The organism is Candidatus Schekmanbacteria bacterium (assembly GCA_016219965.1).
Taxonomy (GTDB): domain Bacteria; phylum Schekmanbacteria; class GWA2-38-11; order GWA2-38-11; family J061; genus JACRJM01.
Genome location: JACRJM010000003.1, coordinates 416,440 through 440,366, shown reverse-complemented (window position 1 = coordinate 440,366; position 23,927 = coordinate 416,440). Strand labels below are relative to the sequence as shown.

The window sequence follows — 23,927 nt, the reverse complement described above, 5'->3', positions numbered from 1 at the left end:
CCTGGCTATGACATAACTTCTTGCAATTTAAGTATTGAAGGTTGGTAAGTAGGAGAAAATTTAAGGGAGGTTTTATAGGAGGCGAGAGCCCCTTTAAAATCTCCCTTTTTTAATAGGCAGTTTCCGAGATTGTAATAGGTAATTCCTGTGAGCTTAGAGTAAACTTTTATATTCCTTTTCGATAACGGTAGTAGAAATACCTTTTCAAAAAATTCAATTGAATTCCTATAGTAAACAATTGCCTTATCAAGATTTCCTTCTTTATAATTTTTATTACCCATTTCATTAAGAGAAAATATCAAAATCTTATAAGTTTCAGGAATGTATGGGGTAAGATTACTGGCTTTTTTTGAAAAAATGACAGCATTACTATAGTTTGCAAGTCGGAATGAACCGAGTGCTGCAGTATAAAAGTACTTTGCCTCACTGTTATTATAGCGAATACTCTCATTAATATTTTGCATGCAATTTTGCCAGTTTCCCTCTTTAGACGCTTTTGCAGCTTTGACGTAGTATAATTCAGCTAAGACTGGCTTTACAAAGAAAAGCAGGCTGATTAAAAAAAAGACTAAGGCAATAAGAAAATCATTTTTTTTAATAACAATTGAAGGTTCGGCATTTCTGGAATCAATTCTCTTGAAGTTACAAATTATTGCCAATGAGAAAAAAAAGATAGTTGCAGATGTTGCCTGATAAAGATTGAAACTTGTCTGCGAATGAACAAAAGTTGCGACAAAAGAAGCTCCGAGAGATATAAATGGTACCGAATATTCCCCATATAAATGGCGGTTTTTTAAAAATACCCATAGGGCGGTTATGAATATAAATACAAATATAATTGCAGAAGGAATTCCAGATTCAGCAGCGATTTCAAGCAAATCATTGTGAGCCCATTTTATAACGGATTCCTTATTTACATCATGTGGCTCACGATATTTAGGGATAACTATTTGGAAATTACCAGATCCGACTCCAACCAGTGGACTATCTGAAATCATTTTTATAGTTGTTTCCCATATTTCTTTTCTTTGTTCCAAAGTTTTTACTTTAGACTTTACTGCGTATGATTCGTCTGGGTTATTTTCTTTAAGGTCTGAATTGTTAATCACCAAAGATTGTATTACACCTGTATTTTGAAGAATTATAGGTATGCTTATTAGAAAAAGTCCTGTCACTATTAAGAGAAATGATCCAATTGAAAAGTATTTTTTTGTTTCTGTAGAAGTCAAAAGCAATACACATACAAGCACAATAGAACTTAATGTGCCTATCCATGCTCCTCTGCAATATGTGAGCATTATGGCTGAAAATATAACAGGTGTTTCAATAAGGTAAATTGTAGAATATTTTTTACGAGCTTCTATGCTCCTGCATAGCGATAAAGGAAAAATTGCTATAAGATACTGAGCTAGAAGATTAGAATGGCCAAAAGTTGCAGTAACTGTTTCCTGTAAAGTAAAATCATCTGCATTCAACGCCTGGAAGATGGCTATAATTGAAATAATAGAGGCTGAATGTATTAATACTGTAATTATGGTGTTGAGTTTTTCTTTGGGGAAGAAATATATTGTTACATAATATAGGGCGATTAGGAAAAAAATATATTGAACTGAGCTTAAAAACTCAGTTTTGTTAATTGCATTGATACCAGAAATAATGGATAACAGAAAAAATATGGCAAACCATATGTCAAGCGGTGTTCTGAAAAAATCCCTTTTCCCTTTCAGAATCTGTATAACTGAAATTATTAAAAGATTAAAAACTATTATGTAAAACAAGGCTTTTTTTGCGACAAAATGAAGCTCCAGTGTATTAGGGAAAAAAAGGAAAGGTAAAAATAGAAACATTATGATAACTAGCCAGCCAGATAGCTGATTATAAGTAACTATTTTTTTTTGCCTCAGCTTTTTTTTGATGTCGTCCATTACAATGAGCTGGAAACATGAATTTAATGTTATTTGCAAAAACTATATTAGTTTTGCTTACAGTTGCAAGCCTCATCAAGCATATAGTTACACATGAAAAATTTTCTGTTGCATCTATAATTATTTCAAAAATAAAAGAACTGCTGTCTCCGGAATTAAGAGATAAAGCATCTTATAAGAAAATACGCTTTTTAGCTTCTTTATTTGCATGGGGGATTTTTTTTCTTATTTTTGGGGTATTAAATTTTTTTCTGGAAAAAGAAAAGAACAGCTGTTTTGTATTTTCTCCATTCAGGGAAGTGTCTTTCACTAAACTTTTTATTTTACTAAAATTTACTCTTTTTTATTCGGTGTGTTCACTTATTATAGCTTGTTTTCTATATCTCATCAGAAATTTTATTAACTCACAAAAGACTTCTGAAAGATTTAACAAAAATTTTCAGATAGAAATTGATATAATCGCTTTATTGTCAGCTCTGCTGGTTTTTTTGCCACGCAAGTTCTTTATGATTATCCGGGCGCGTTATCTATACACCTCCTTAAGTATAAGTGATATGTTAATTTTCTTTTTTCTTATGGTCTCAATCTTATTATTGATATTTTATGAGGCTTTCTCAGTTAGCCAAAGTAGACAAAGGCGATTTTTTATACCTGCAACTATTTTTTCAGCAATAATATTATATTTTGCCGGTTATGGCATTATAGAAAATGTCTCGTTTAATGCACCGGAAAATAAGGACAAAAAAATAATTTTGCTTATAACAGGTGAAAATATTTCACCTAAGAAAATGATTTTTTATGAAAATCAGAAACAAGATCTACGAGGGTGGGGGACTTATGTTTTTAGAGAAGCGATAACTCCGTCAACAAATCTGACAGACAACATAAACTCCATTATGAGTGCGAAATATGCTGTCAGATCAGACGCAACAAATATTTCTGCATTAAAAAGAAATGGCTATGAAATACTTTTTATTTCATTTCGCGATATGATTGAACCTTCGGATGAGCTGACAACCTTTTTTGATTTATCACTGCTTCCTCCATTTAAACGTGGTGTTGTTCCTACGGAAGGGTTCAAAGATTCATTTAGGTATCTTTCAAATCTCGTAATTGATGGGATTAACAAGAACCACAGCAGTAATATTTTTGTGTGGGTCCATTATCCGCCTCTACTTTATAACAAAAAAGGAGATTTTGCTGAAAATAATAAAGAATATACAAAAGCTTTAGAAAACGAAATAATTTATCTCCTCGAAAGTCTGAAGCAGTCCAATACAAATTCTTCAAAAATAAGAGTGGCATTTACTTCTCTTGATGGAGATCTTCCGGATAAAACAGGGGAGCTTACATACTCGTATGTTAATGTGCCTTTTGTTTTATTTGAACTAGGGAAAACTGGCAGGATTTTTGAGGATTTCCCTTTCAGTGTTTCCAGTATATTTAATGTGCTAACCGCGAGCGACATCAATTTGTTAATAAACAGCGGATCTATTTCAAAAACAGTGTATTCGTGGCATTGCTTTTTCAGTGATAATAATAAAAAACAGGTTGCTAAAATAAATTTTGCCATTTTTGATGGAAAATATTTTTTGACCTCTTCTAAATCAGCGGGGAATCCACTTATGATTATAGATACCGATAGCGGCAACGCCCTGACCAATGAAGAGGTGCAAACCAATGCGAGAATAACAATTCTTACTGAAAATCTCAATTTATGGAAAGATAGTCAAATTGCAGGCCAGGTTGTTAAAAAATACGGTACATCTCAAAGTAAAAAGTATAAGTACGGTGGAATGCTCCAAGCAAAATAGCCCTCATTAAATTCTGAAAGCTATTTTCTTTACACATGTTCCAAATGTTCTTTACACTTTTTATTATTGAATGATAATGAAACATCTTAATAAAACGGAGCTTTTTTAAAAAGGAGTGAGTATGTCTTCAGAAAAGCAAACTGTAGTCTTGGGAATCCCGTTTAGAGAGAACGTGACAAAGACAAATGTTGTTATTCTTTTTGCTATGTCTTTCATTGGAATGTTCTTGAATATGCTTCCTGTAGCGTTGCAGCCACTTTACCTTCAGGAGGTAATTGGTATAAGCAGACAGCATCTTGGTAAGATCAATGCCTCCCTTTCAGTAATTGTGGAAATAATGATTATTTTACTGGTCGGAGCAATAGGTGTTTTTTCAGATAAAGTTGGCAGGAAAAAGCTTCTTGTTACAGGTTTGATTTTTGGCGGAATATTTATAGTATGCTTTGGTTCATCTCATATTGTGGCGGAGAAACTTGGAATAGAACAGCAGCTTATACCTGTTTATGTATTCAGGACTCTTATAGGTTTTTCGCTGTTATTTGTCTGGCCACAGGTACAGTCTCTTATTACTGATTATACATACACAACAGGTCGGGGAAAAGCAATGGCGCTTATGGGTTTTATGTTTGTATTGGCAGCGCTATTTATCAATTCTTTTGTAGTGCGTCTTCCCAAGAGCATAGGTTTGCAGCCTGTATTTTTGTTAACATTTGCTATTGGAATTGTCGCGTCAATAGTTTCTATGTTTGGTCTTGTTGATATTATAGAGGTGAAGAAAAAGGAAAAGGTTGCCTGGCAACAAATATTCGGAATAGTTAAAAACAGCCCCTGTCTTAGAATAACATTTTCTGCTGCGTTTGCGTCAAGAGCTGATGTAATTATACTTGGAATGTTCACAATGGTCTGGGTTATAAAGGTTGCAAAAGAATTCGGAAGGACACCTATGCAGGCAATGGCGGAAGGCGGACTTACTATTGCCATGGCAAGCATAATAGGTCTTCTTTGTTATCCTGCCTGGGGTTATCTTGTAGAAAAATGGGGAAGATTAAAAATCCTCATATTAGGGCTTACTCTGGCAGGGTCAGGTTTTATGCTATTATTTTTTGTTAATAATCCTTTTTCAATATGGATGAAGCTATGTATTATTATATTTGCTCTTGGTGTTAATGGTGCCGGTGTCGGGTCTTCTACATTGACTTCTGACATTGCTCCGAGAAATCTTATAGGCTCATTGCTCGGAGGTTATCATACAGCCGCAGCTTTAGGTATAATGTTCTTTCTTCAAGCTGGTGGATTTCTCTTTGACCATATGGGTCACTCAATGCCATATGTACTTAATGGAGCTGCAAATCTGCTTGTAGCAATTTATGCGTTGATAACCTGGAAAAAAGCCTCTACTGAGGAAAAAGACTATCTGGCTAAGAAATCCCATTGAGGTGACACTATGTCGGAAAACTCTGATTACAATTTTATTGAAGCATCAACCGACGAGAAGAAGATTGAATTTTTCGGCAATCTCATGCCATCAATCATTCTCCTGAGAAGAAACCCGCGTAGGTTTCTGATGAGGCCGTTGAGGAAGCTTTATACTCCTTCAGACAAGATCAGTGAATATGTTAAGAAAAATGTTGATGATATAGGAGAGATTGACGGAACATACGTTTTCCTTCACAAATGGAAAGCACACAGTTTTGACCCGGTGGTCTTTGAAGATACAAAAATGTTCATTTACAGGCTTAACAAACTACTTGCAAAAGAGGGGATAAATGGCAAAGCCTTATATCCTCTTTCTCCGAGAATCAACCTTCCAAAGCTCGCAGCAAACGCAGGGCTTGGAACGCTAAGCCCCTTTGGCCTTCTTGTGCACCCTGAATTTGGCCCCCGGCTTTTTATAACTGCACTTACCGGGGCCGGTGGTTTACTCTCTAGAAACTCATCCAGGACAAATGGATGTACCTCCTGCGACAAATGTGTGGAGGTATGTCCACAGAATCCTCGGCAAACAAAGACAGTTAACCTGGGCCTTTGCCGTGCCTGTTCAAAATGCATAAGTGAATGCCCGGTAGGTGCCTGACAGGACGATAACAAGACAAGGGTTCCTGGAAGTTAGAGGTTTCTTTTATAGCCTTGACAAACTATTCCCAATCCTTTACAAAATATATTCTTCATTAGGGGCGGGTAGCTCAGCTGGGAGAGCGTCGGCCTTACAAGCCGAATGTCGCAGGTTCGATCCCTGTCCTGCCCATTGGTAATACAGTAGTATGTTTAGAAGCAAAATTTTTTTGGGTATGCAGCTTTAAGTTGCGGGTTTCATGCGACGTTTAGATTCTGTATACTCCGGGTTGCTCACCGATTGCTTCCTTGTCTGATGGTAAATCTTGCATCTGCAATAAGGCTGCAATTGACTTTTTATTAAATGTAGTTTAAGTAAACGCATTATTATTTTTCAGGGGGCGTAGTTCAGCTGGTTTAGAACGCCGGCCTGTCACGTCGGAGGTCGCGGGTTCGAATCCCGTCGCTCCCGTTTAAAGCAGACAGAGTTTAAGAAAAACCTGTCTGCTTTTTTATTGAGTAAGACTTGTTAAACCAAATGGATGGAATATAAAAAAGCAGGGCCATTGCTGACCCTGCCACTGATTAGTGATTTCTCATCACTGTTACAACAATTGTTCGATTTGTTTTATTGCTCAATATTCTAATAAATAATCTTAACCGAATCACTTCCACTTGCTTCAGTCCCATCGTTAAGTTTGCCTGTCAGAATACCCTGGGTGTTGCCCATCGCAAAGCCGCACTTGTTCATTATGAACATGTAAATGGCATCAAGGTTTCCGTCCCTGTTAAAATCCCTGAAAATTGGTGCACGCATAGGACTGGCTTCTGTTCCCGTCTTTCCGAACTTCACAGTAGGCCAATTCAGAGTTGTTACGTCAAAGTCACGACTCCCTAAAACTCCAACAGAGAGTCCCCAGTTTTTGCGGAAAGAAACTTTGTTGGGGAAAGCAATTGGGCAGATATCCAGCGCCAAATCTACCAGGCACTTGGAAACTTCAACTGTTGTGGTTATCGCATTGGTCAATTCAAGCGAATCCGATGATGTCACCATTAGACCTATTGGGTATGTCCCTTGAATTGATGGAGTCCAATTGACTGTTTCACCAAAGGCATCGTCAAAATCACCATCATCATCAAGATCCCAATCCCAGGCCACGATTGTTCCAACAAGCGCTGTTGAGGCAGAGCCATCTAAAGTAACAGAATCACCAAGACAGACCTCGTAAGGACCGCCGGCATCAGCTGTAGGGTTGCAAAGAGTTGGATCGCCCCAGATTGCCACAGCTTTGCTCAGACTTTTGTTTTGACCGGTAACTGCCATCACCCTGAACCAGGTATTGGCATTCATCACGAAGCTTCCCATTATTTTGCTGGTCGCTGTTGTTGTCTCTACGTCTGCAAACCCGAGATTCGGACCGGTCGTACTCATGTAGACCACATAATAGTCAGCCCCTACATCGTCCCACACGAGCGATACTGCCTGGCAAAGGGCTGTAGCTGTAATATCACATGGTCCTGCATTGTAAACATCTACTACAGCGAAATCATCGTTGGTCAGATTAGGCTCTTCGCTTCCCGGGTAGGCGTTTTCAGTATTGTCAGTCACTCTCAAGCCTGTATCATAGGCTCCTGATTCCGGCATGAATTCAGTAAAGCCGCTTCCCAAATCCAAGGTACCGGTTACAGTAATCTCATTATCGAAGTCCCACGGAGCTCCAAGCAGGTCCCATTCATAGGATATAATCGTGTCGTCAGGACAATCGGGGCATCCCGCCTCATGCTGACCTTCATCCGGGTCGTAGGAGTCGGAACCATCAAGGATTAGCGAATCTCCCTCACAGAGCGAAACCATATAAGGTCCTTTCAGACTCGCCACCGGCGGATGAGGAGGATTGGTAATTTGAATATCCTGCACATAGTTAGCTGTTCGCGGAGGTCCGCTGTCATCTGTAACACGCAGCGTTACAGGGTATACGCAAGGTACTGACGAACAGCTAAAAGTGTGTGTTATTATATTTGGAGAAGTAGTCGTGGCATCATACACGCCGTCGTTGTCCCAGTCCCATTCGAACAAAACCAGATTGCTAATATCCTTTCCTGATTCGGAGTGACCAGAACAGGATGGATCAAAGGAGATAGAGGCATCAGGATAGCTCGGATTGGGATCGGCATCAAAGCACGCGACTGGTGCTTCAGCGAATAGAACAGGTTTCAAAATAATCACACACCAGGCGGTTCCAAGGTTGGCACCATAGTAATCCCAGTAGCTGCTGGCAATCAGCTGGCTGGATATCTTCTCTGCCAGGCCCATCGTTGCCCCGCTGCCGCGATACCAGTCAAGTCCATTAAAAATGCCGCCCTGAGAGAAGATAACTACTGGATTTGGCTTTGCAAGCCTCATCGCTTTTGCGAAAGCGTAATAGGCGTAGACATTATTTTGATCAAGCCAGTCTCTATTGACATCTTTCCAGTTGTCGGCGAACCAGCGTTCGCAGCGGATCCATCTCGGATCGTCTGTAGTTGCCCCTACAAAACTAAGCTGGACCATGCCAGAGGGGGTGAGTGCATCTCCCCAGGTCGGTCCGGTATAGCCGAACCCGCCCCATAGATTTTGTGTTCCGTCCCAGTTCCACTGATAGTGGCTGTAGTTGAGCCATCCATCATCATATGTCTTTACCCAGCTTGGCACAGTGCAATTCCATGGGGATTCCTGTGCAGGTATCATGCCGATTGCAGCCCACTGACAGGCAGAGTTGTCAGGCCAATCATTCCAGTTGTAACGCCAGCCGCCATAAGATATGTCATCATACTGGCCCCACGCGTACATATCTATCATATCCTGTACAATTTCCCGGTAAGTTTCGGTTTTACCGTCACCATCAAAATCACGTCCCGAATCAGCATCCGGTGTGCCAGAGGAGATGATGGCATCCATTACCATTCCCCCCTGATAAATCGGACGGTATCCATAATCACGGCATTCTATGCCTTTTCCGTTTGGCCTGCTGTCAGGATTTTCACCATGTTGCAGTCCAATACCTACAGACTGGAGCATTGGATAGCTGGTGCTGTAATAGTAACCGTTGAAGAGCCAGTTAAGTCCCAGTTGAACGTACTCGGCATAAGGATCCTCATCAAAATCCCCGGTCTCCTTGTGACCATTGATTTCAAAGGCTTGCACAGCTGAGGCGGTCGGTGATGCATAATAACTGCTGTAGGACCATACCATAACAGGAGATCCGTCATAAGAATGGTAATAGGAACTTTCACCTCCGGACTTGTAGAGATACCAAAGCCCGTTGTCAATGGCTACGTTGATCTTGGAGTCAAGATTTTGAGTCTCTATTTTGACAAGATAATTGTCAGAAACAGCATGGGTCATTGAGTTGTCAACATCGTCAACCAGCAACTGGGCTGTAAATGGTGTTCCTTCAGTGCCAGAGTAAGTATGTTGGGTTTCAACAGTGTACCTTATTTTGCCGGAGAGAGAAGAAACTGCTGTGGTGGGACTTCCATCTCCATAGTTCCATCTATACCATATTGTTGACGTAGTGGTTGTTTTGATTACTCCTTTTAGAGTTACGTTAAGTCCGTTCCACGTTGTATGGTATTTTGCAATATTCCCCTGCCAGGGCACGCATATGACTTTATCAACTGCTGCACTTGCAGGTTTAACTGCAAAGAAGATTGGCAAAATAAGATATAACAGGAGTAGTCCAGAAAAAAGCATTGGTCTTTTTTTTAACAACTTGGATATCTTCATGATCAGTCCCCCCATCTTTAAGATTATTACTCAGACCGTTAACGTGCGGCATCATCAGTTTAACTCTGGTCAGGTGACTACTAAAGGTAGGTAGTAAATAAAGAATATTAATCATGTGGGATTCTTTATTAAAATTTTACCGGTTCTTTAATTTGCGTAAGATAAATGTGTAGGTTGTATATGTTGTGTTTGATATCAGTTAAAATAAAAAGAAAGCAGATGTTGTCAAGAAGATATATGTATGAAGTTCTAAAGTAGGATGCATTGATATAAATGATTTTTGGTTCCTACTCTTGAATTACTTTTGTTTATACCTATATTAATCATCATTGAACTTATTCAAACCTGATTGCTGATTTTCATATGATGACATTTCTTGAGAAGGAGACCGACCATGAAAAGAAAAAAACTGTGGAAAGTGTTTTTTACTCTTACGATCAGTTTTGTCATCCTATTGACCCTGATTAACGTCCTATCTGCTCAGGAGCTTGCAGTTACAAACTGGACAATTGTAGGCTGGAACAATCTTGGCATGCACTGCATGGACAGTGACTTTTCGGTATTTTCGATTTTACCTCCCTATAATGTGATAAACGCACAGCTCATTGATTCGAGCGGGAAGTTAGTAACAAGCGACACAGGGATTACAGTTACCTATGAAGCTGTTGCAGATCCGGATGGATCTATTAACAAAACATCGGTCGGCAAAACCAATTTCTGGGACTATGTATTGCCGCTGTTTGGGGTTTCGCTGTCTGCTGATGTTGGACTTCCTGTGCCGGGTCCTGCTTCGTATTCTATGCCGGGGACAGGAAACACTCCGCAGTCCATGGCTTTTGAAAGCAGTGAAAATTGGTTTGCAGCATATGGGATTCCGATTACTCCATATGATGATGCTATGAATAAAAATGCATATCCAATGATGCGCATAACAGCAAAACAGGGAAGTACGACCCTTGCCACAAGTGATATAGTTTTGCCAGTTTCAGACGAGATGGATTGCAGTGCATGCCACAGTTCCTTGTCGGGTCCTGATGCCCAACCAGCAGCCGGCTGGGTAAATGACCCTGACCCAACCCGCGATTACAGGCTTAACATCTTAAGGCTCCATGATGAGCGCCAGGCTGCAAACACAGATTTTCAGAATGCCCTTACAACTAAAGGTTATAATGCCTCAGGCCTTTATGCTACGGTTGTAACGGATAGCATTCCTATTCTTTGCGCTGCCTGCCACAAGTCGGAAGCATTACCGGGTTCCGGTATTACTGGAATCAACCCTTTAACGGAAGATGTTCACTATTTTCATGCGCATGTTATTGATCCTACAAACAGCATATCACTTAATTCCAGCGACGACCGCTCTGCCTGTTACAGGTGCCACCCAGGATCTACCACTCGTTGTCTGCGCGGAGCGATGGGAAAGGCCGTAGCATCTGACGGCTCTATGCTTATGCAGTGCCAGAATTGCCATGGTTCTATGAGTGATGTCGGCGCTTCAACGCGCACAGGCTGGTTAAACGAACCTAACTGCCAGAATTGTCACACCGGTACAGCGGTGCAAAATAATGGTGAGATCCGCTATACATCAGTGTTTGACACTCCGGGGAATATGCGTGATGCTGTTAACCAGACATTTGCAACCAATCAGGATACGCCAGCTACAGGACTGTCTTTATATCGTTATTCAAGCGGACACGGCGGTCTAAAGTGTGAAGCCTGTCATGGTTCAACTCATGCTGAATTTCCAAGTTCACATAATAACGACAATATTGCCAGTACCCAGCACCAGGGACATGTTGGAATGCTGATAGAGTGCGACTCATGTCATGCTACAGTGCCTAATACAGTAAGCGGCGGACCTCATGGAATGCATCCTGTCGGCAAATCATGGGTAAATAGTCATCCTGATAAAGTTGAGGGAAGCGGTGCTGCCCAATGCCGTGACTGTCACGGATTGGATTATCGCGGAACAGTATTGTCCCGTTCACAGGCTGACCGCTCAATTAATGCTTTTAACAAAACTAATTTATTCTGGAGAGGTTTTCAGATCGGATGTTACACATGTCACAAAGGCCCCGGAAGTGAAAACGCTAACTCCAACCGTGCACCGGTTGTAAGCGATGTCACAACCTCAACTTCAGGAGTGCCGCTGGCAATTCCTTTGAATGCAACTGATAAAGACGGAGATTCATTAACTCTTCGTATTGTTTCTCAGGCAGGTCATGGCTCAGTAGGATTATCAGGTACAGCTGCAACATATTATCCTGAAGACGGTTATACTGGGGGCGACTTTTTCACATTCGCAGCCAATGACGGCCAGACAGATTCCAATCTGGGTACAGTTTCCATCAATGTCGCATCAGACGGCGGGTGCACATACTCCATAGATCCGGCAAGCATTTCGCTTTCAGCACTTAGCAGCTCCGGAAACGTTAAGGTTACAGCAGGAAACGGTTGCGCCTGGACGGCAATCAGTAATGATAGCTGGATCACTATAACATCAGGTTCAAGCGGGACAGGGAATGGGACAGTCAAATATACCGTGGATACAAATAGCAGTAACAATGGCCGAAGCGGTACAATGACTATCGCCGGTTACACGTTTACTATAACACAGGCCGGCACGCAGGTTGATGCAACTGGTGAATGGAAGAAACTGAAGCAGACCCGCATATCGATCAAACCGGCAAGATACAGATTGAATGGAATTTTTATAGTGAAAAATGAGAGCAATATAACAATTCCTAAAACTGGGCTTGCCATATATCTTTCAAGTGACGCCACAGTTGATGAAGGGGTTGATAAATTGCTTAAAACTTACAAAATCAAAAGTCTGAAGGCAGGCAAAAGCATGAATCAAAGTATAAAAATTAATCTGCCGAAAGGAGTAAATGCTTCCGGTATGTATGTCATAGGAGTTGTTGATGCTGATGACAAACTACCTGACGCAGATGATACCAACAATGTCATCCCTTATGGCCCGATGCCCTAGCAGATGACAATGCTTAACATTAGTCTAAAAAACGGACAAGTTAGTCTGCCAATATAGTTTCAATACAACCCTTCAGTTTTTATTAGGCTGAAGGGTTTTTTATTCAAAGGAAGGTGAATAGTAAGTTAATTGCTGGAATAATGTTGAATACGTATTCAGGTGATGCCTATTTTTTTCCCGCTGGTTCAATGCTGATTTTTATACCCTTTATCTGTTTCCCTTTCATGCCTGAGATTACATCATTTGCGTATTCTTCAGGAACTTCGACAAAGGAAAATTTATCGTAGATATCAATTGCACCCACTTCTTCTCCGGGGATTCCTGTTTCGCCTGCAATGCTTCCTAAAATATCACCTGGCCGTACCTTCTGGTTTTTGCCTGCATTTATAAAGAGCCTAACCATTCCATGAGAAGCTCCTGTATCACCAAATTTTTCTTCCCGCGATGATGGACGTGGTTTTTCTTTGTTTTCTTCACCCATAAGAACTTTAAGCAGGCCTGCTGCAACATCAAGAGAAGTGTAGTCCTCCTCCAGAAGCCCTTCTACTAAATGGACATATTTCCCAAGATGACCTTCGTTGATTGTATTTTTTACCTGCTCAAGCAATTTGCCGGTTTTTCTTTCTTCCACATCGGTCACTGACGGGACCTTTAAGGACTTTATCTTGGTGTTTGCGTACTTCTGTATGTCTCTTATCTTATAAGTGTCTCTCCCCACAGCCAATGTGAATGCGCGCCCTGTTTTTCCTGCGCGTCCTGTTCTCCCTATCCTGTGTACATAATATTCTTCATCCTGCGGCACATCGTAGTTGAAGACCGCTTCTATGTCTTCCACATCAATCCCGCGTGCTGCCACGTCAGTTGCAACGAGGATTTCAACAATCCCTTTTCTGAATTTGGCCATAACCCTGTCCCTTTGAGACTGGTTCATGTCACCGTGGAGACCCTCTGCCGAATAACCCCTTGCCTGGAGACTTCCTGCTAGTTCATCCACCTTTCTCTTGGTGTTGCAGAATACGAGAGAAAGCTTGAGATTATAGGCATCAATGAGACGTGCAAGTATTTCAGCCTTTGAATGCTCTTTTACCTCAAGGTAGAACTGCTCTATGCTCGGTACAGTCAGTTCTTTGTGCACAACCTTGATGAACTGCGGGTTCTTTTGAAATCTGTGTGTTAAATCGAGGATAGACTTTGGCATGGTTGCAGAGAAAAGAACCGTCTGTCTTTCAGTAGGCACTTTTTTAAGTATTGTTTCTATGTCTTCCCTGAATCCCATGTCGAGCATCTCATCAGCTTCATCAAGGACGACTATCTTAACGTTCTCCATTTTGAGGGTGCGGCGCTCCATATGGTCCATGACTCGCCCCGGAGTCCCGATAATTATCTGCACGCCTCTCTTTAATCCCTTTATCTGGCGGTCTATAGGCTGGCCGCCATAGATAGGAAGAATCTCGATCCCTTTTTTATAACGTGCTATCTTTTTCATTTCTTCCGCAACCTGGACTGCCAATTCCCTGGTCGGACAGAGTATGATAGCCTGTGTTTTTTTTGATTCAGATTCAACCATCTCCAATATCGGTATTCCGAAGGCAGCGGTCTTGCCGGTGCCGGTCTGCGCCTGGCCTATGACATCTTTTCCTTGAAGAAGAATTGGGATTGATTGCGCCTGGATTGGTGTAGCCTCTTCAAACCCCATATCTTCAATGGCTTTTCTTATTTCCCGCGAAAGAGTGATGTCATTGAATCCTAAAATTTTCATGACGGGTTTTGCTTCTTCTAAGGAATGGTGCCGCACTGGAGATTTACTTTGCGGCATGCTGATGCTCTTCTAATCCGGCTTGCTCATACTCTTTTTTAAGGGAGTTGATAAGTTCCTTGACTGAAACTATTTCAGTTGTCCTGTAAGCGTTGTGGCCGGCAAATGCACATCCATGGTTGAGATATCCCCTCTGTGCATTTATGAGCACCATGCAGATGCAGTATGGACTGTTCTTATAATCACAGGTAATGATGCAGTGATAAGGGCATTTATACGGGATTTTTTTCCCATCAATGACTTCTTCTATAAACTTGTTCTTTATTGCCCTTGCTGGTAGCCCCACAGGACTTTTGATTATTACTATGTCCTCTTCTGTGGAATCAATGTAAGCCTGTTTGAATTTTAAAGATGCATCGCACTCGTGAGTAGTGACAAAGCGGGTTGCCATCTGTACTGCGTCAGCTCCCAATTGAATGAACCTGTAAATGTCTTCTCCTGTATAAATGCCTCCGGCAGCAATTACCGGGATCCGCTTGTTGTACTTTATCTCCAGCGCTCTTACCTCTTTTATGACTTCAGGGATAATTTTTTCAAGTTCAAACTGGGGGTCATCTATCTGTTCATTCTTGAAACCAAGATGGCCGCCTGCAAGGGGTCCTTCAACGACAAAAGCATCGGGAATGTAGTTATGTTTTTCCGCCCATCGTTTTGCGATAAGAGCTGTTGCCCTTGCCGAGGAAACTATGGGAACAAGCTTGGTTTTGCACCCGTCTTTAAGAAAGCTTGGCAGGTTCAACGGAAGTCCTGCACCCGAAAAGATAATGTCTATTCCCTCTTCAATGGCTGTTCTCGCCATATCTGCGAAGTTTGAAAGGGCAACCATAATGTTTACGCTTAAAATTCCTTTTGTTAACTCACGGGCTTTTCTTATTTCATTTCTAAGCGCCCTGATATTTGCTTCTAAGAAGTTGGTTGCGAAATCAGGTTCATTCATTCCTATCCCTGCCGCAGCAATAACCCCGATTCCTCCCTCATTTGCCACCGCAGATGAAAGCTTGGAAAGGGATACTCCTATTCCCATTCCACCCTGAATTATTGGGATATCTGCTACAATATCCCCTATTTTAAATTTTTCAAAAATGTCTGTTGTCATGACGCATTTCCTTTTTTTTGCCTCTTTGCAGCTATTTTATCAGAATCCCTTTATAAATCAAAGGAACTTCTGCCAGAAGCAAGTCCTTTAGCAGAATACTGAATGGAAGATCCATTATGAAGATGAAATTTGATAGGAATTATCCTTCTCTTTCAATCCGTTTATCAGGCCTATCCACACAGATTACTATTTATTAAGAGTACCTTATAGCATATTTAAAAAATATAACAATCATTTAAGCATTTAATTTGAAATTTAATCGCAGGAGCCCATAACATCAATTTACTGGAAATATTGCAATAAGGAAGGAGAATAAAAAATAAGACTGATTGACTCAAAGTGTAATGTAAAATAATATTCTTCAAATTCTTGAGATCTCATAATTAAAGAGGAGATGCCATATATGCAATTTACCTTCATCGTAGGAAACCATGCCTTTGCCCATTCCCTTGCCTATTCGGCAAAAAAACTGGATGAGCGCTTTAAGGGGGAGGTCAAACTCGAATATTTTCTACATTTCAGACGGATGAGGATGTCGCCTCAGCAGTTGAAACGTATGGAGGAGAGCATAAAGAAAGCGGATGTAATCCTTACTTCCATGATCTTTGAAGGTGAACCATTGGAAATGATAAAGAAGTTTGGTATGGGAAAAAGTATCATTATCCTTTCCGGTACTCCACAGGCAATGGCCCTTACAACGCTGGGGAAATTTAATTTTAAAGATTACCTGGGCTCTGCCAAGGATTCAAAAATATCAAAGGCTCTGGGTTTCCTCCAGCGGCTTGTTTCTTCAGGAGAGACAAGGCGGGAATTCCGCACTCTTTTTGACCGGATGGACGTGCTTCTCAAAGTTCTCCGCTTCGGAAAATGGAGAGATGCCGGCAACTATGTCAGGATCTACAAATACTGCAACAGCGGTGGGGACGAGAATTTTATGAACATGTTCCTTTTCGTCCTGAAGGAGTACTTTGACTATGATGTAACCTTCGGCGAGCCGCGCATTGAGCCAACGGAATTCATTTATCACCCTAAGGCTCCTGCACGGTTTTATTCGACTGCGGATTATCTCAAATGGTACCGCGGCTACGTTAATGAAAAGGGTTTTAAGGATGGAAAGGGGAGGCTCAGCCTTGTCGGGCTTCTCACTAACAACGACACTGTCATTGTCAATGATAATGCTGACGTGGGAATGCTGATAGAGCATCTTGAAAAAAAAGGAGTAGGAGTGCTTCCTGCAGCATGCGGGGCTTCAAATGCGTTCAGAGCGATGAGCGAGTTTTTTATGGAGGGAGATAAAAACACAATAGATATCATGGTAAGCACGCTAAATTTCAGGCTTGAAGGAGGGCCTTTAGGCGGGGATTATGAAAAATGCCTTGCCTTCTGCGAAAAAATGAATGTGCCGCTCATAAAGTCATTGCCGCTCACTCTTTCAAGTCTTGAAGAATGGATGGAATCGCCTGCAGGGCTTACCCCAATAGAAACAACACTGTCGCTTTCTCTTCCTGAGCTTGACGGTCTGATTGAGGGGAGGGTTATTTCCGCCCGTAAAGAGGAAGGAACACCAGAGCGTCCTGTAAGAGTCAGTATTCCAATAGAAGAAAGAGTTGAGCGCGCATCTGCCCGCATAGCAAACTGGGTAAATCTGCGACACAAGAAGAACAAGGATAAAAAAATTGCCATAATCCTTTATAACTATCCTCCTGGAAAAGACCGTGTAGGAATTGCTGCGAGCCTTAGCACACCTGAGAGCTTGATAGCCATACTCGAGCGGATGCAGAAAGAGGGTTACGATGTGCATGGATTTCCTAAGACGCGGCATGAATTCCTAAGGCTTATCAACAATAAGAATCTTATCAACCAGGCGAACTGGGCAACACTCACAAAAGTAAAAGAACACTGCATAAAGGTGCCGGCAGAAAAATATATTCCATGGTTTAATGAACTGCCTCAACTATGCAGGGATAGAATGAATTCTGAGTGGGGAAAAGCGCCGGGGAAAATAATGGCAGATGATAATAATTTTTACATTCCGGGCCTTCATTTCGGAAATGTTTTCGTAGGGTTTCAACCTGCCCGCGGTTACCACGAGGACACCTCTAAGCTCACCCATGACCAGGCCCTTCCGCCGCACCACCAGTATCTTGCCTTTTACAGGTGGATAGAGCGTGAATACGGAGCTGATGCAGTTGTCCACCTTGGGACTCACGGAACACTTGAATTTCTGCCAGGCAAGCAGATGGCCATGTCTGAAACCTGTTTTCCGGACATCTTGATTGGCAATCTTGTTAACATTTATGTCTATCTTGCAAGCGGGATTGCTGAGGGGATGATAGCAAGAAGGAGGATATGCTCTGCCCTTTTAAGCCATATGACACCACCGCTTATCAATTCAAAACTATATGAGAGAACACTGGAACTTGAAGGAGAGATCCAGAACTACTATTCGCTGAAGCAGACAAGTGCGTCGCGGGCAGAGCAGGCGCTTGAACGCATCCTTGAAATGGCAAAGGAACAGAATCTTGCAGAGATAGAAGCTGATACAGTTGATATAGACCAGCTTTATGGGAGAATCTTTGAACTCAAAGGGAATCTCATGCCAAAGGGAGATCACATACTTGGCCGTTCGCTAAAGGGTGAAGATCTTGAAGAGTATGTGGCGGGCATTTTAAGGTATGACCGCGGGAATATAAACTCTGTTCCAAAGATCATTGGACATGCAAAAGGGATTGACTGGGATGAAGGACAACTAACTCCTGCAAAAGTCCTGTCGGGCGGCATTCTTATGGGAGCTGCAATAGATGAGATAGATAGACAGGCACGGGAGATGATCCGTTATAGTTTGAGCACAACGCAACCTTTAAAAAAATGGATAAATAAATTTATAAAAAACAGCCTTTCAAAAGATGATTTGAAATCTCTCGAGGAAAGCCTTGAGTATGGAAGAAAAATTGCAGGAATGCTCGGAAACAACCGCGAAATCGACCAGCTTATGCGTTATTTCTGCGGGGAGTTTGTAAGTTCAGGAGTAGGTGGCGATCCTGTGCGTGACCCCAATGTAATTCCAACCGGACGCAACATGTACCAGTTCAATCCTCAGCTTATCCCTACCGCCCTTGCATGTGAAAGAGGGGCAACAGTGGCACAGCAGGTCATAAACTCATATAAGGAGATGAATGATACTGACGGATATCCTGAAACCGTTGGCGTGGTGCTCTGGGGGCTTGAAACCATGAGGACTCAGGGTGAAACAGTGGGAGAAATATTTGCACTCCTTGGGGTAAGACCAATAAGGTCATACATTGGTCAGATAGTGGCAATAGCACCTATACCTTTGGAAGAGCTTGGCAGACCGCGCCTTGATGTAGCGGTTGAGATTTCCGGAATATTCCGCGACACACTGCCGGAGACATTAAGGTTTGTTGACCAGGCATTTCGTCTAGTGACAAGACTTCCGGAGCCGCCTGAGAAGAATTTCATAAGGAAGCACTGCCAGATGATTAAAGAGGCGCTTATCAAAAAAGGAGTTCCATCGGAAAATGCAGAAAAATTGGCAGCATCGAGGATCTTCGGGCCCTCGGGCGAAAAATATGCCACCGATGTTACAAACCTGATTGAGACATCTGAGTGGGAAAGTGAAGATGAGATTTCAAAGATGCACCTCACTAACATGAGCCACATCTATGGCGACACATTCCAGGGAGTATCGAGTGTCGCTGCATTTGAAGAAGTATTGAGCACAGTGGAGATAGTGTCACAGGTGCGCGACACCGATGAGAGAGGGATAACCGACCTTGATCATTACTACGAATTCCTTGGCGGGCTTTCTATGGCTGTTGATACGATAAGGAAAAAACGGCCTGAAACTGTGAAGAAACAGGTTATCACAGTAGTGCCTGATACAACGCGGAAGCGAATTGAAACGCGCGACATCCAGAGCCAGGTGAAGCTTGAGGCAAGGACGCGAATACTTAATCCTCAATGGATGAAGGGGATGGTGGAGAGCGGTTACCGCGGCGTGTCTAATATAAACGAACGACTGCAGAACCTTGTGGGATGGTCTGCCACTACCAAGTCTGTTGACACATGGGTTTACAGCCAGGTGGCTGAAAAATATCTTTTCGATGAAGATATGCGAAAAAAAATGATGAAGGAGAACATCTGGTCTGTTGAAGACACTATGAAGCGTTTGATGGAGGCATACCAGCGCGGCATGTGGAAGGCAAGCGACGAAGAAATAGAGAAGATGAAACAGATATATCTTGAGCTTGAAGGGGAAATTGAAGAAATAGAGGAGTAGTTATAGAAGCTTTTGAGAATATAAAGAGATGGAGCGGCCTGCACTTCGCTTAAAACTTCATGCGCTCTGGTGCAGCCCGCCCCATCTCTTATTTAACAACCATTTATTTTTTCTGATTTTCTGGCTTTAGTTTAAATACTATGGGAGCATTATAATAAACTCGTACGTTTTCCCAGTTGGCATCTTTGGCAGGTGAAAACTTCCATTTTAAAATTGCCTGTATGGCTGTGTCTTCAAAACCGAATCCTCTTGCTTTAGGCGGAATAACTGTTAATAAATTTGCTTTTTCAACATTTCCTGTTGGCCCAATCACTATTTGAAGAATTACTGTCCCTTCTATTCCTTCTTTTCGTGCCTTATCAGGGTATATGGGCTCTACCTTCTCAAGCGGTTCCGGTTTTGTCATGTCTTCAGTAATTATGTGTGGTGTTTTATTATCCACATACTTTTTTGTTCGTATACGGCCTAGATTGCGAGAAAAAAACGGAGGTGGGATTTCGTGCTGTAATACTATGCGGTTAATGGAGCATTCTGAGAGAGGCGGAGGTCTGCACAAGAGCGCATGAAGTTTTAAGCGAAGTGCAGATCTCCGCCCCTCTCAATTTAATCGCCATTTATTTTTTCTGATTTTTCTGTTTGAAGCTCCACCCGCAGGAACTAGTGATGCTCGATATGAAATTCTTTGAAAAACTTAGAGAGGGATTTCGGGCTGCAATACTATGCGGTCAATCGAACATTCTGAGAGATTGTCGGGAACAGAGTCCTTTTTCATGAAGATGGTGTTGCCTCTTCTGATTAAAGGCACAGGCATTCCCGGGCTTTGAAGAAGAAATGTATAATTGTTGCATTCCCTGCTGCATGGGATTATGCCGGCTTTGAACTCATTTTCCTCTTTCTCGCACCCGGCAGCAAGACAAAACCTGGTAGTAGAAATATAGGCAAAAGGCATATAAAGAGATATGTTTAAATCCTTTGGCAGGTTTTCTGATATTATTTTCTGGTACGGATTATCTAGCTCAACCCTTCTTATTCCCTGTACATGAAGAAACTTCCTGTACCATGGAAGATTGAGATTAGTTGACGAATAGTAATCCCTGCTTCCCTGATTTATTACAGGAAGCAGCGGGATAAGCCGCGGATCCCTTTTCATTTTTGTCATAAGCCTGCCAAGCACAGGCGTAAGAGCAGGGAAGCTTTCCTTAAGAACCCTCAATACTCCCCAGTCATTGACAATGACTTCAGCCCTGTCAAAATTGGCAGCAATAAATGTGAATAATTTTTTTAGTTTTTCAATTCCATTGTCAGTGCAGTAAGGAGTCATAAGGGAAAATTCAAGCCCTCTTAAGAGGGTAAACTCTTTTACTTTTTCAATGTCCTGTACCTCGGGAATAAGCCTTTCGCAGAACTCAGCGCCGAAATAGATACGGTTACAGCTTTCATCAAACTTTGAGAGCAGATCAGTCTTTGATATATAAAAGCAAAACTCCATGTTAACTTTCCATCACTTCAGGATAATAGCACATGTGATAACGGCATTCTCTGTCATAAGTTTTGTTGTAGAGTTTTTTTGCTTCTATGCGGAAGGTTTTTTTATCTGTTTCGTTTGAAAGCATGGAAAGCAATGTAGAAAGGAATTTGACATCATTCTTTTTCCGTTCGCTTTCGTTTCCCCTGCCAACTATTTTTAAAGCCTTTATTCCGATTTCTGAAAAATCGTAGATTGAGCAGGCGCCGCAGGGAAGATCATCTATATGAACCCTTTCCCAGATGCGTTGTTTCTTTATGGCATTTTGTTTTTTATCAGGTTCAACTTCTCTTTTTGTAAAAGCCTGGACATTAAAAGGGAGCATGCATGCATTTTTATAAAAATATTCGACTTTCTTTCCAGACAGACCATGCTGGAATGTACATAGTCCGTCAACGTTGACACAGCGTGAATTGAAGATGAAAGTTTCAAATTCAATACCTGTCGAAGCAGATGTAATCTTTTTTATCTCATCTATGTTCAAATGGCGCGGCAGGATTATTCTTTTTACACCAAGATCCTTGAAAAAGAGAGCTGTGTTTATGTTAAGACATACACCTCCTGTACTTAAATGTGTTTCTACGGGAAAATTCTTTTCCGCTATAAAAAGCAAAAGTGCAGGATCAGAAATAATCAGTGCATCGACTTTGGCAGTTAAGGAATTTTCTATGAAATTTTCGATGATAGGGTACTGCTCAAGAGAGTAGTAATGTTCATTTATCGTAAGATTAATTTTAGCTCCGTTGTCATGGGCTGTCGCCACGGCCTTTTGGAGGGACTCCCATGTAGGGAAATGGGCTTTTCCCTTTGGTCTTCTGTCTATAGATGAAGGGGAGTATTTTATTTCCCACTCTTCCGGGATTATCCCGCAGTAAAATTCTTTTGCACCGAGCTTTGCAAGCTCAGCCACTTCATCCTCAGAATCAAGCGGAGAAAGTATTAATGGTATTTTCATAAATATGTTTTTAGTAAAATGTCAACTGCGCGTCAAGATATGATGATTAATCAAATTAATTATTTTACGGCTGGAATTGGTGCCCCGGGCATTTGGGGAAGTAAAGGTATTCCAAGCGTCTGGAAGATGCCTATGAGGAAAACAGCATAGATTATCCAGCCGGATATGCAAAGCCCGGTTGCTTTTGCAACTGAAAGATCAAGAGACTGCTGCAAAGCAATCACTGAAGCTGCAAGCGACCAGATCTGTACTCCTATATCTATGAAAATTCCGATTCCGGGAATAAATATCAATAGCCGCAATACCCCGGGAGATGCAGAAAAACCTACTGTCCTCATGAGCTTCAGGTAAGTTGCTGAGGTTTTTGGGCTCTTAAACAGCGTTGTCCCAAGTATATAGACTATAAATGACCACATGAACCACCCTGCGATTGATGCAAACATCCCTATTGAAAGAATGGCATATAGTTCTTCATTTGATAAAATGCCGGATAAAGCAAGCCCGGCCCCTGCGCATATGCTGCTAAAAAGCATTATAAGCACGGCCTGCATAGTTGAACCCTCATCGCCTTCAACCTCCTGAAAAAGCGTCCGGTCAAGTTTTGATGCCCTTATCATTTTCTGAAAAAATGTGTTCATTTATTTACCTTTTTTAAATGCACGTCTTATGCTTTCCTTATATGGTGCTTTTAGTACTCCACGCTCTGTTATTATGGCTTTTACATATTTTGACGGTGTAATATCAAAGGCAGGGTTTTTTACATTTATTCCCTTAGGAGCCATTACGCACCCCTGAATTGATGTAACCTCTTCGCTGTTTCTTTCCTCGATTGGAATTTCAGCGCCGCTCTTTTTTGTGATATCTATAGTTGATATAGGTGCGGCAACATAGAAAGGAACATGGTGATGATGTGCAAGGAGGGCTACAGAATAGGTTCCTATCTTATTTGCGACATCTCCATTTGCCGCAATCCTGTCTGCGCCTACTATTACCTTGTTTATTAATCCGAGACTAAACATATATCCTGCCATGTTGTCGGTGATAAGCGTAACAGGTATGCCGTCTTTTTTAAGTTCCCACGCCGTAAGCCTTGAGCCCTGAAGGAAGGGCCTCGTCTCATCCGCATAGACGCTTATTTTTTTACCTTCCTTTATAGCAGCCCTTATAACTCCGAGGGCAGTCCCGAATCCTGCTGTAGCAAGGGCGCCGGCATTACAGTGAGTAAGGACAGTGTCTCCGCTTTTGAAAAGGTGCTGTCCCTTATTTCCCATTGTCATGTTGATTTCAATATCCTCATCGCATATTTTTATTGCTTCAGCGATGAGCTTATTGCGCAGCCCTTCCACCGTTTCCCCTGAATGACTTTCTTCAAGTATCATTTTCATTTTTTTAAGAGCCCAGAAAAGATTGACTGCTGTGGGCCGAGTCTTTGCAAGCCTTTTTATGGCAATGCCAATCTCTTTTTGAAAAGCAGAGCGTGTTTTCCCTTTTGCATTCTTTGCAGCAATCGCTACACCCATTGCCGCAGTTACTCCTATGGCGGGAGCTCCTCTCACTATCATTGTTTCTATTGCTTTTGCCACCTCTTCTACTGTCGAGCAATTTACATAGCATTCCTTTAGAGGAAGCTTTGTCTGGTCAAGCAATTTTACTTTCCCTTTTTCCCAAAAAACCGGACGTATCATT

Annotated in this window: 14 protein-coding genes and 2 tRNA genes; 7 read left to right on the top strand and 9 right to left on the bottom strand. The window is 41.8% G+C overall.

From position 1 onward, the window contains the following. Positions 1-5: 5 nt before the first annotated feature. Positions 6-1,925 (bottom strand): O-antigen ligase family protein, encoded by a 1,920-nt coding sequence (locus tag HZA77_04195; GenBank protein MBI5374610.1) that lies wholly within the window; start codon positions 1,923-1,925, stop codon positions 6-8. A gap of 506 nt (positions 1,926-2,431) precedes the next feature. On the opposite strand from HZA77_04195, the gene HZA77_04190 reads away from it, so the two are divergent. The 5 genes from HZA77_04190 (at position 2,432) to HZA77_04170 (ending at position 6,263) form a co-directional block, all read left to right on the top strand. Then, complete coding sequence (locus HZA77_04190; GenBank protein ID MBI5374609.1) at positions 2,432-3,739, top strand: hypothetical protein; 1,308 nt, start codon at positions 2,432-2,434, stop codon at positions 3,737-3,739. Between the two features lie 121 nt (positions 3,740-3,860). Continuing rightward, positions 3,861-5,174 (top strand): MFS transporter, encoded by a 1,314-nt coding sequence (locus HZA77_04185; GenBank protein MBI5374608.1) that lies wholly within the window; start codon positions 3,861-3,863, stop codon positions 5,172-5,174. A 9-nt stretch (positions 5,175-5,183) separates the two neighbouring features. Then, positions 5,184-5,813, top strand: a complete 630-nt coding sequence (locus HZA77_04180; protein MBI5374607.1) for a hypothetical protein — start codon at positions 5,184-5,186, stop codon at positions 5,811-5,813. 98 nt (positions 5,814-5,911) lie between these two features. Continuing rightward, a tRNA-Val gene (locus HZA77_04175) sits at positions 5,912-5,984 on the top strand. Positions 5,985-6,188: 204 nt separating this feature from the next. Next, a tRNA-Asp gene (locus tag HZA77_04170) sits at positions 6,189-6,263 on the top strand. A 171-nt stretch (positions 6,264-6,434) separates the two neighbouring features. On the opposite strand, the gene HZA77_04165 is transcribed toward HZA77_04170, so the two are convergent. Beyond that, a complete protein-coding gene (locus HZA77_04165; GenBank protein ID MBI5374606.1) occupies positions 6,435-9,557 on the bottom strand; it encodes a hypothetical protein in 3,123 nt (1,040 codons plus the stop codon). Positions 9,558-9,951: 394 nt separating this feature from the next. On the opposite strand from HZA77_04165, the gene HZA77_04160 reads away from it, so the two are divergent. After that, a complete protein-coding gene (locus HZA77_04160; GenBank protein MBI5374605.1) occupies positions 9,952-12,549 on the top strand; it encodes a hypothetical protein in 2,598 nt (865 codons plus the stop codon). Between the two features lie 166 nt (positions 12,550-12,715). On the opposite strand, the gene HZA77_04155 is transcribed toward HZA77_04160, so the two are convergent. Together HZA77_04155 and HZA77_04150 are read right to left on the bottom strand one after the other, a co-directional pair. Beyond that, positions 12,716-14,308 (bottom strand): DEAD/DEAH box helicase, encoded by a 1,593-nt coding sequence (locus HZA77_04155; GenBank protein MBI5374604.1) that lies wholly within the window; start codon positions 14,306-14,308, stop codon positions 12,716-12,718. Positions 14,309-14,351: 43 nt separating this feature from the next. Beyond that, positions 14,352-15,461 carry a nitronate monooxygenase gene (locus tag HZA77_04150; protein MBI5374603.1) on the bottom strand — a complete coding sequence of 370 codons (1,110 nt, stop codon included), beginning with the start codon at positions 15,459-15,461 and terminating at the stop codon, positions 14,352-14,354. A gap of 403 nt (positions 15,462-15,864) precedes the next feature. Between HZA77_04150 and bchH the strand changes: the two genes are divergently transcribed. Further along, the gene (gene bchH / locus HZA77_04145) at positions 15,865-19,761 is read left to right on the top strand and encodes a magnesium chelatase subunit H (protein ID MBI5374602.1); all 3,897 of its coding nucleotides are present in this window, start codon (positions 15,865-15,867) and stop codon (positions 19,759-19,761) included. A gap of 103 nt (positions 19,762-19,864) precedes the next feature. Here the strand turns inward: bchH and HZA77_04140 are convergent, their stop codons facing one another. The 5 genes from HZA77_04140 to mtnA all read right to left on the bottom strand — a co-directional run bounded on the left by HZA77_04140 (position 19,865) and on the right by mtnA (position 23,926). After that, on the bottom strand, positions 19,865-20,203 hold the full coding sequence (locus HZA77_04140) for an energy transducer TonB (protein ID MBI5374601.1): 339 nt from the start codon (positions 20,201-20,203) through the stop codon (positions 19,865-19,867). A gap of 249 nt (positions 20,204-20,452) precedes the next feature. Next, positions 20,453-21,250 carry a hypothetical protein gene (locus HZA77_04135; GenBank protein MBI5374600.1) on the bottom strand — a complete coding sequence of 266 codons (798 nt, stop codon included), beginning with the start codon at positions 21,248-21,250 and terminating at the stop codon, positions 20,453-20,455. Between the two features lies 1 nt (position 21,251). Next, a complete protein-coding gene (locus HZA77_04130; GenBank protein ID MBI5374599.1) occupies positions 21,252-22,241 on the bottom strand; it encodes a U32 family peptidase in 990 nt (329 codons plus the stop codon). Between the two features lie 59 nt (positions 22,242-22,300). Further along, the gene (locus tag HZA77_04125) at positions 22,301-22,879 is read right to left on the bottom strand and encodes a YIP1 family protein (protein ID MBI5374598.1); all 579 of its coding nucleotides are present in this window, start codon (positions 22,877-22,879) and stop codon (positions 22,301-22,303) included. After that, on the bottom strand, positions 22,880-23,926 hold the full coding sequence (gene mtnA / locus HZA77_04120; protein MBI5374597.1) for an S-methyl-5-thioribose-1-phosphate isomerase: 1,047 nt from the start codon (positions 23,924-23,926) through the stop codon (positions 22,880-22,882). Position 23,927 lies beyond the last annotated feature (1 nt).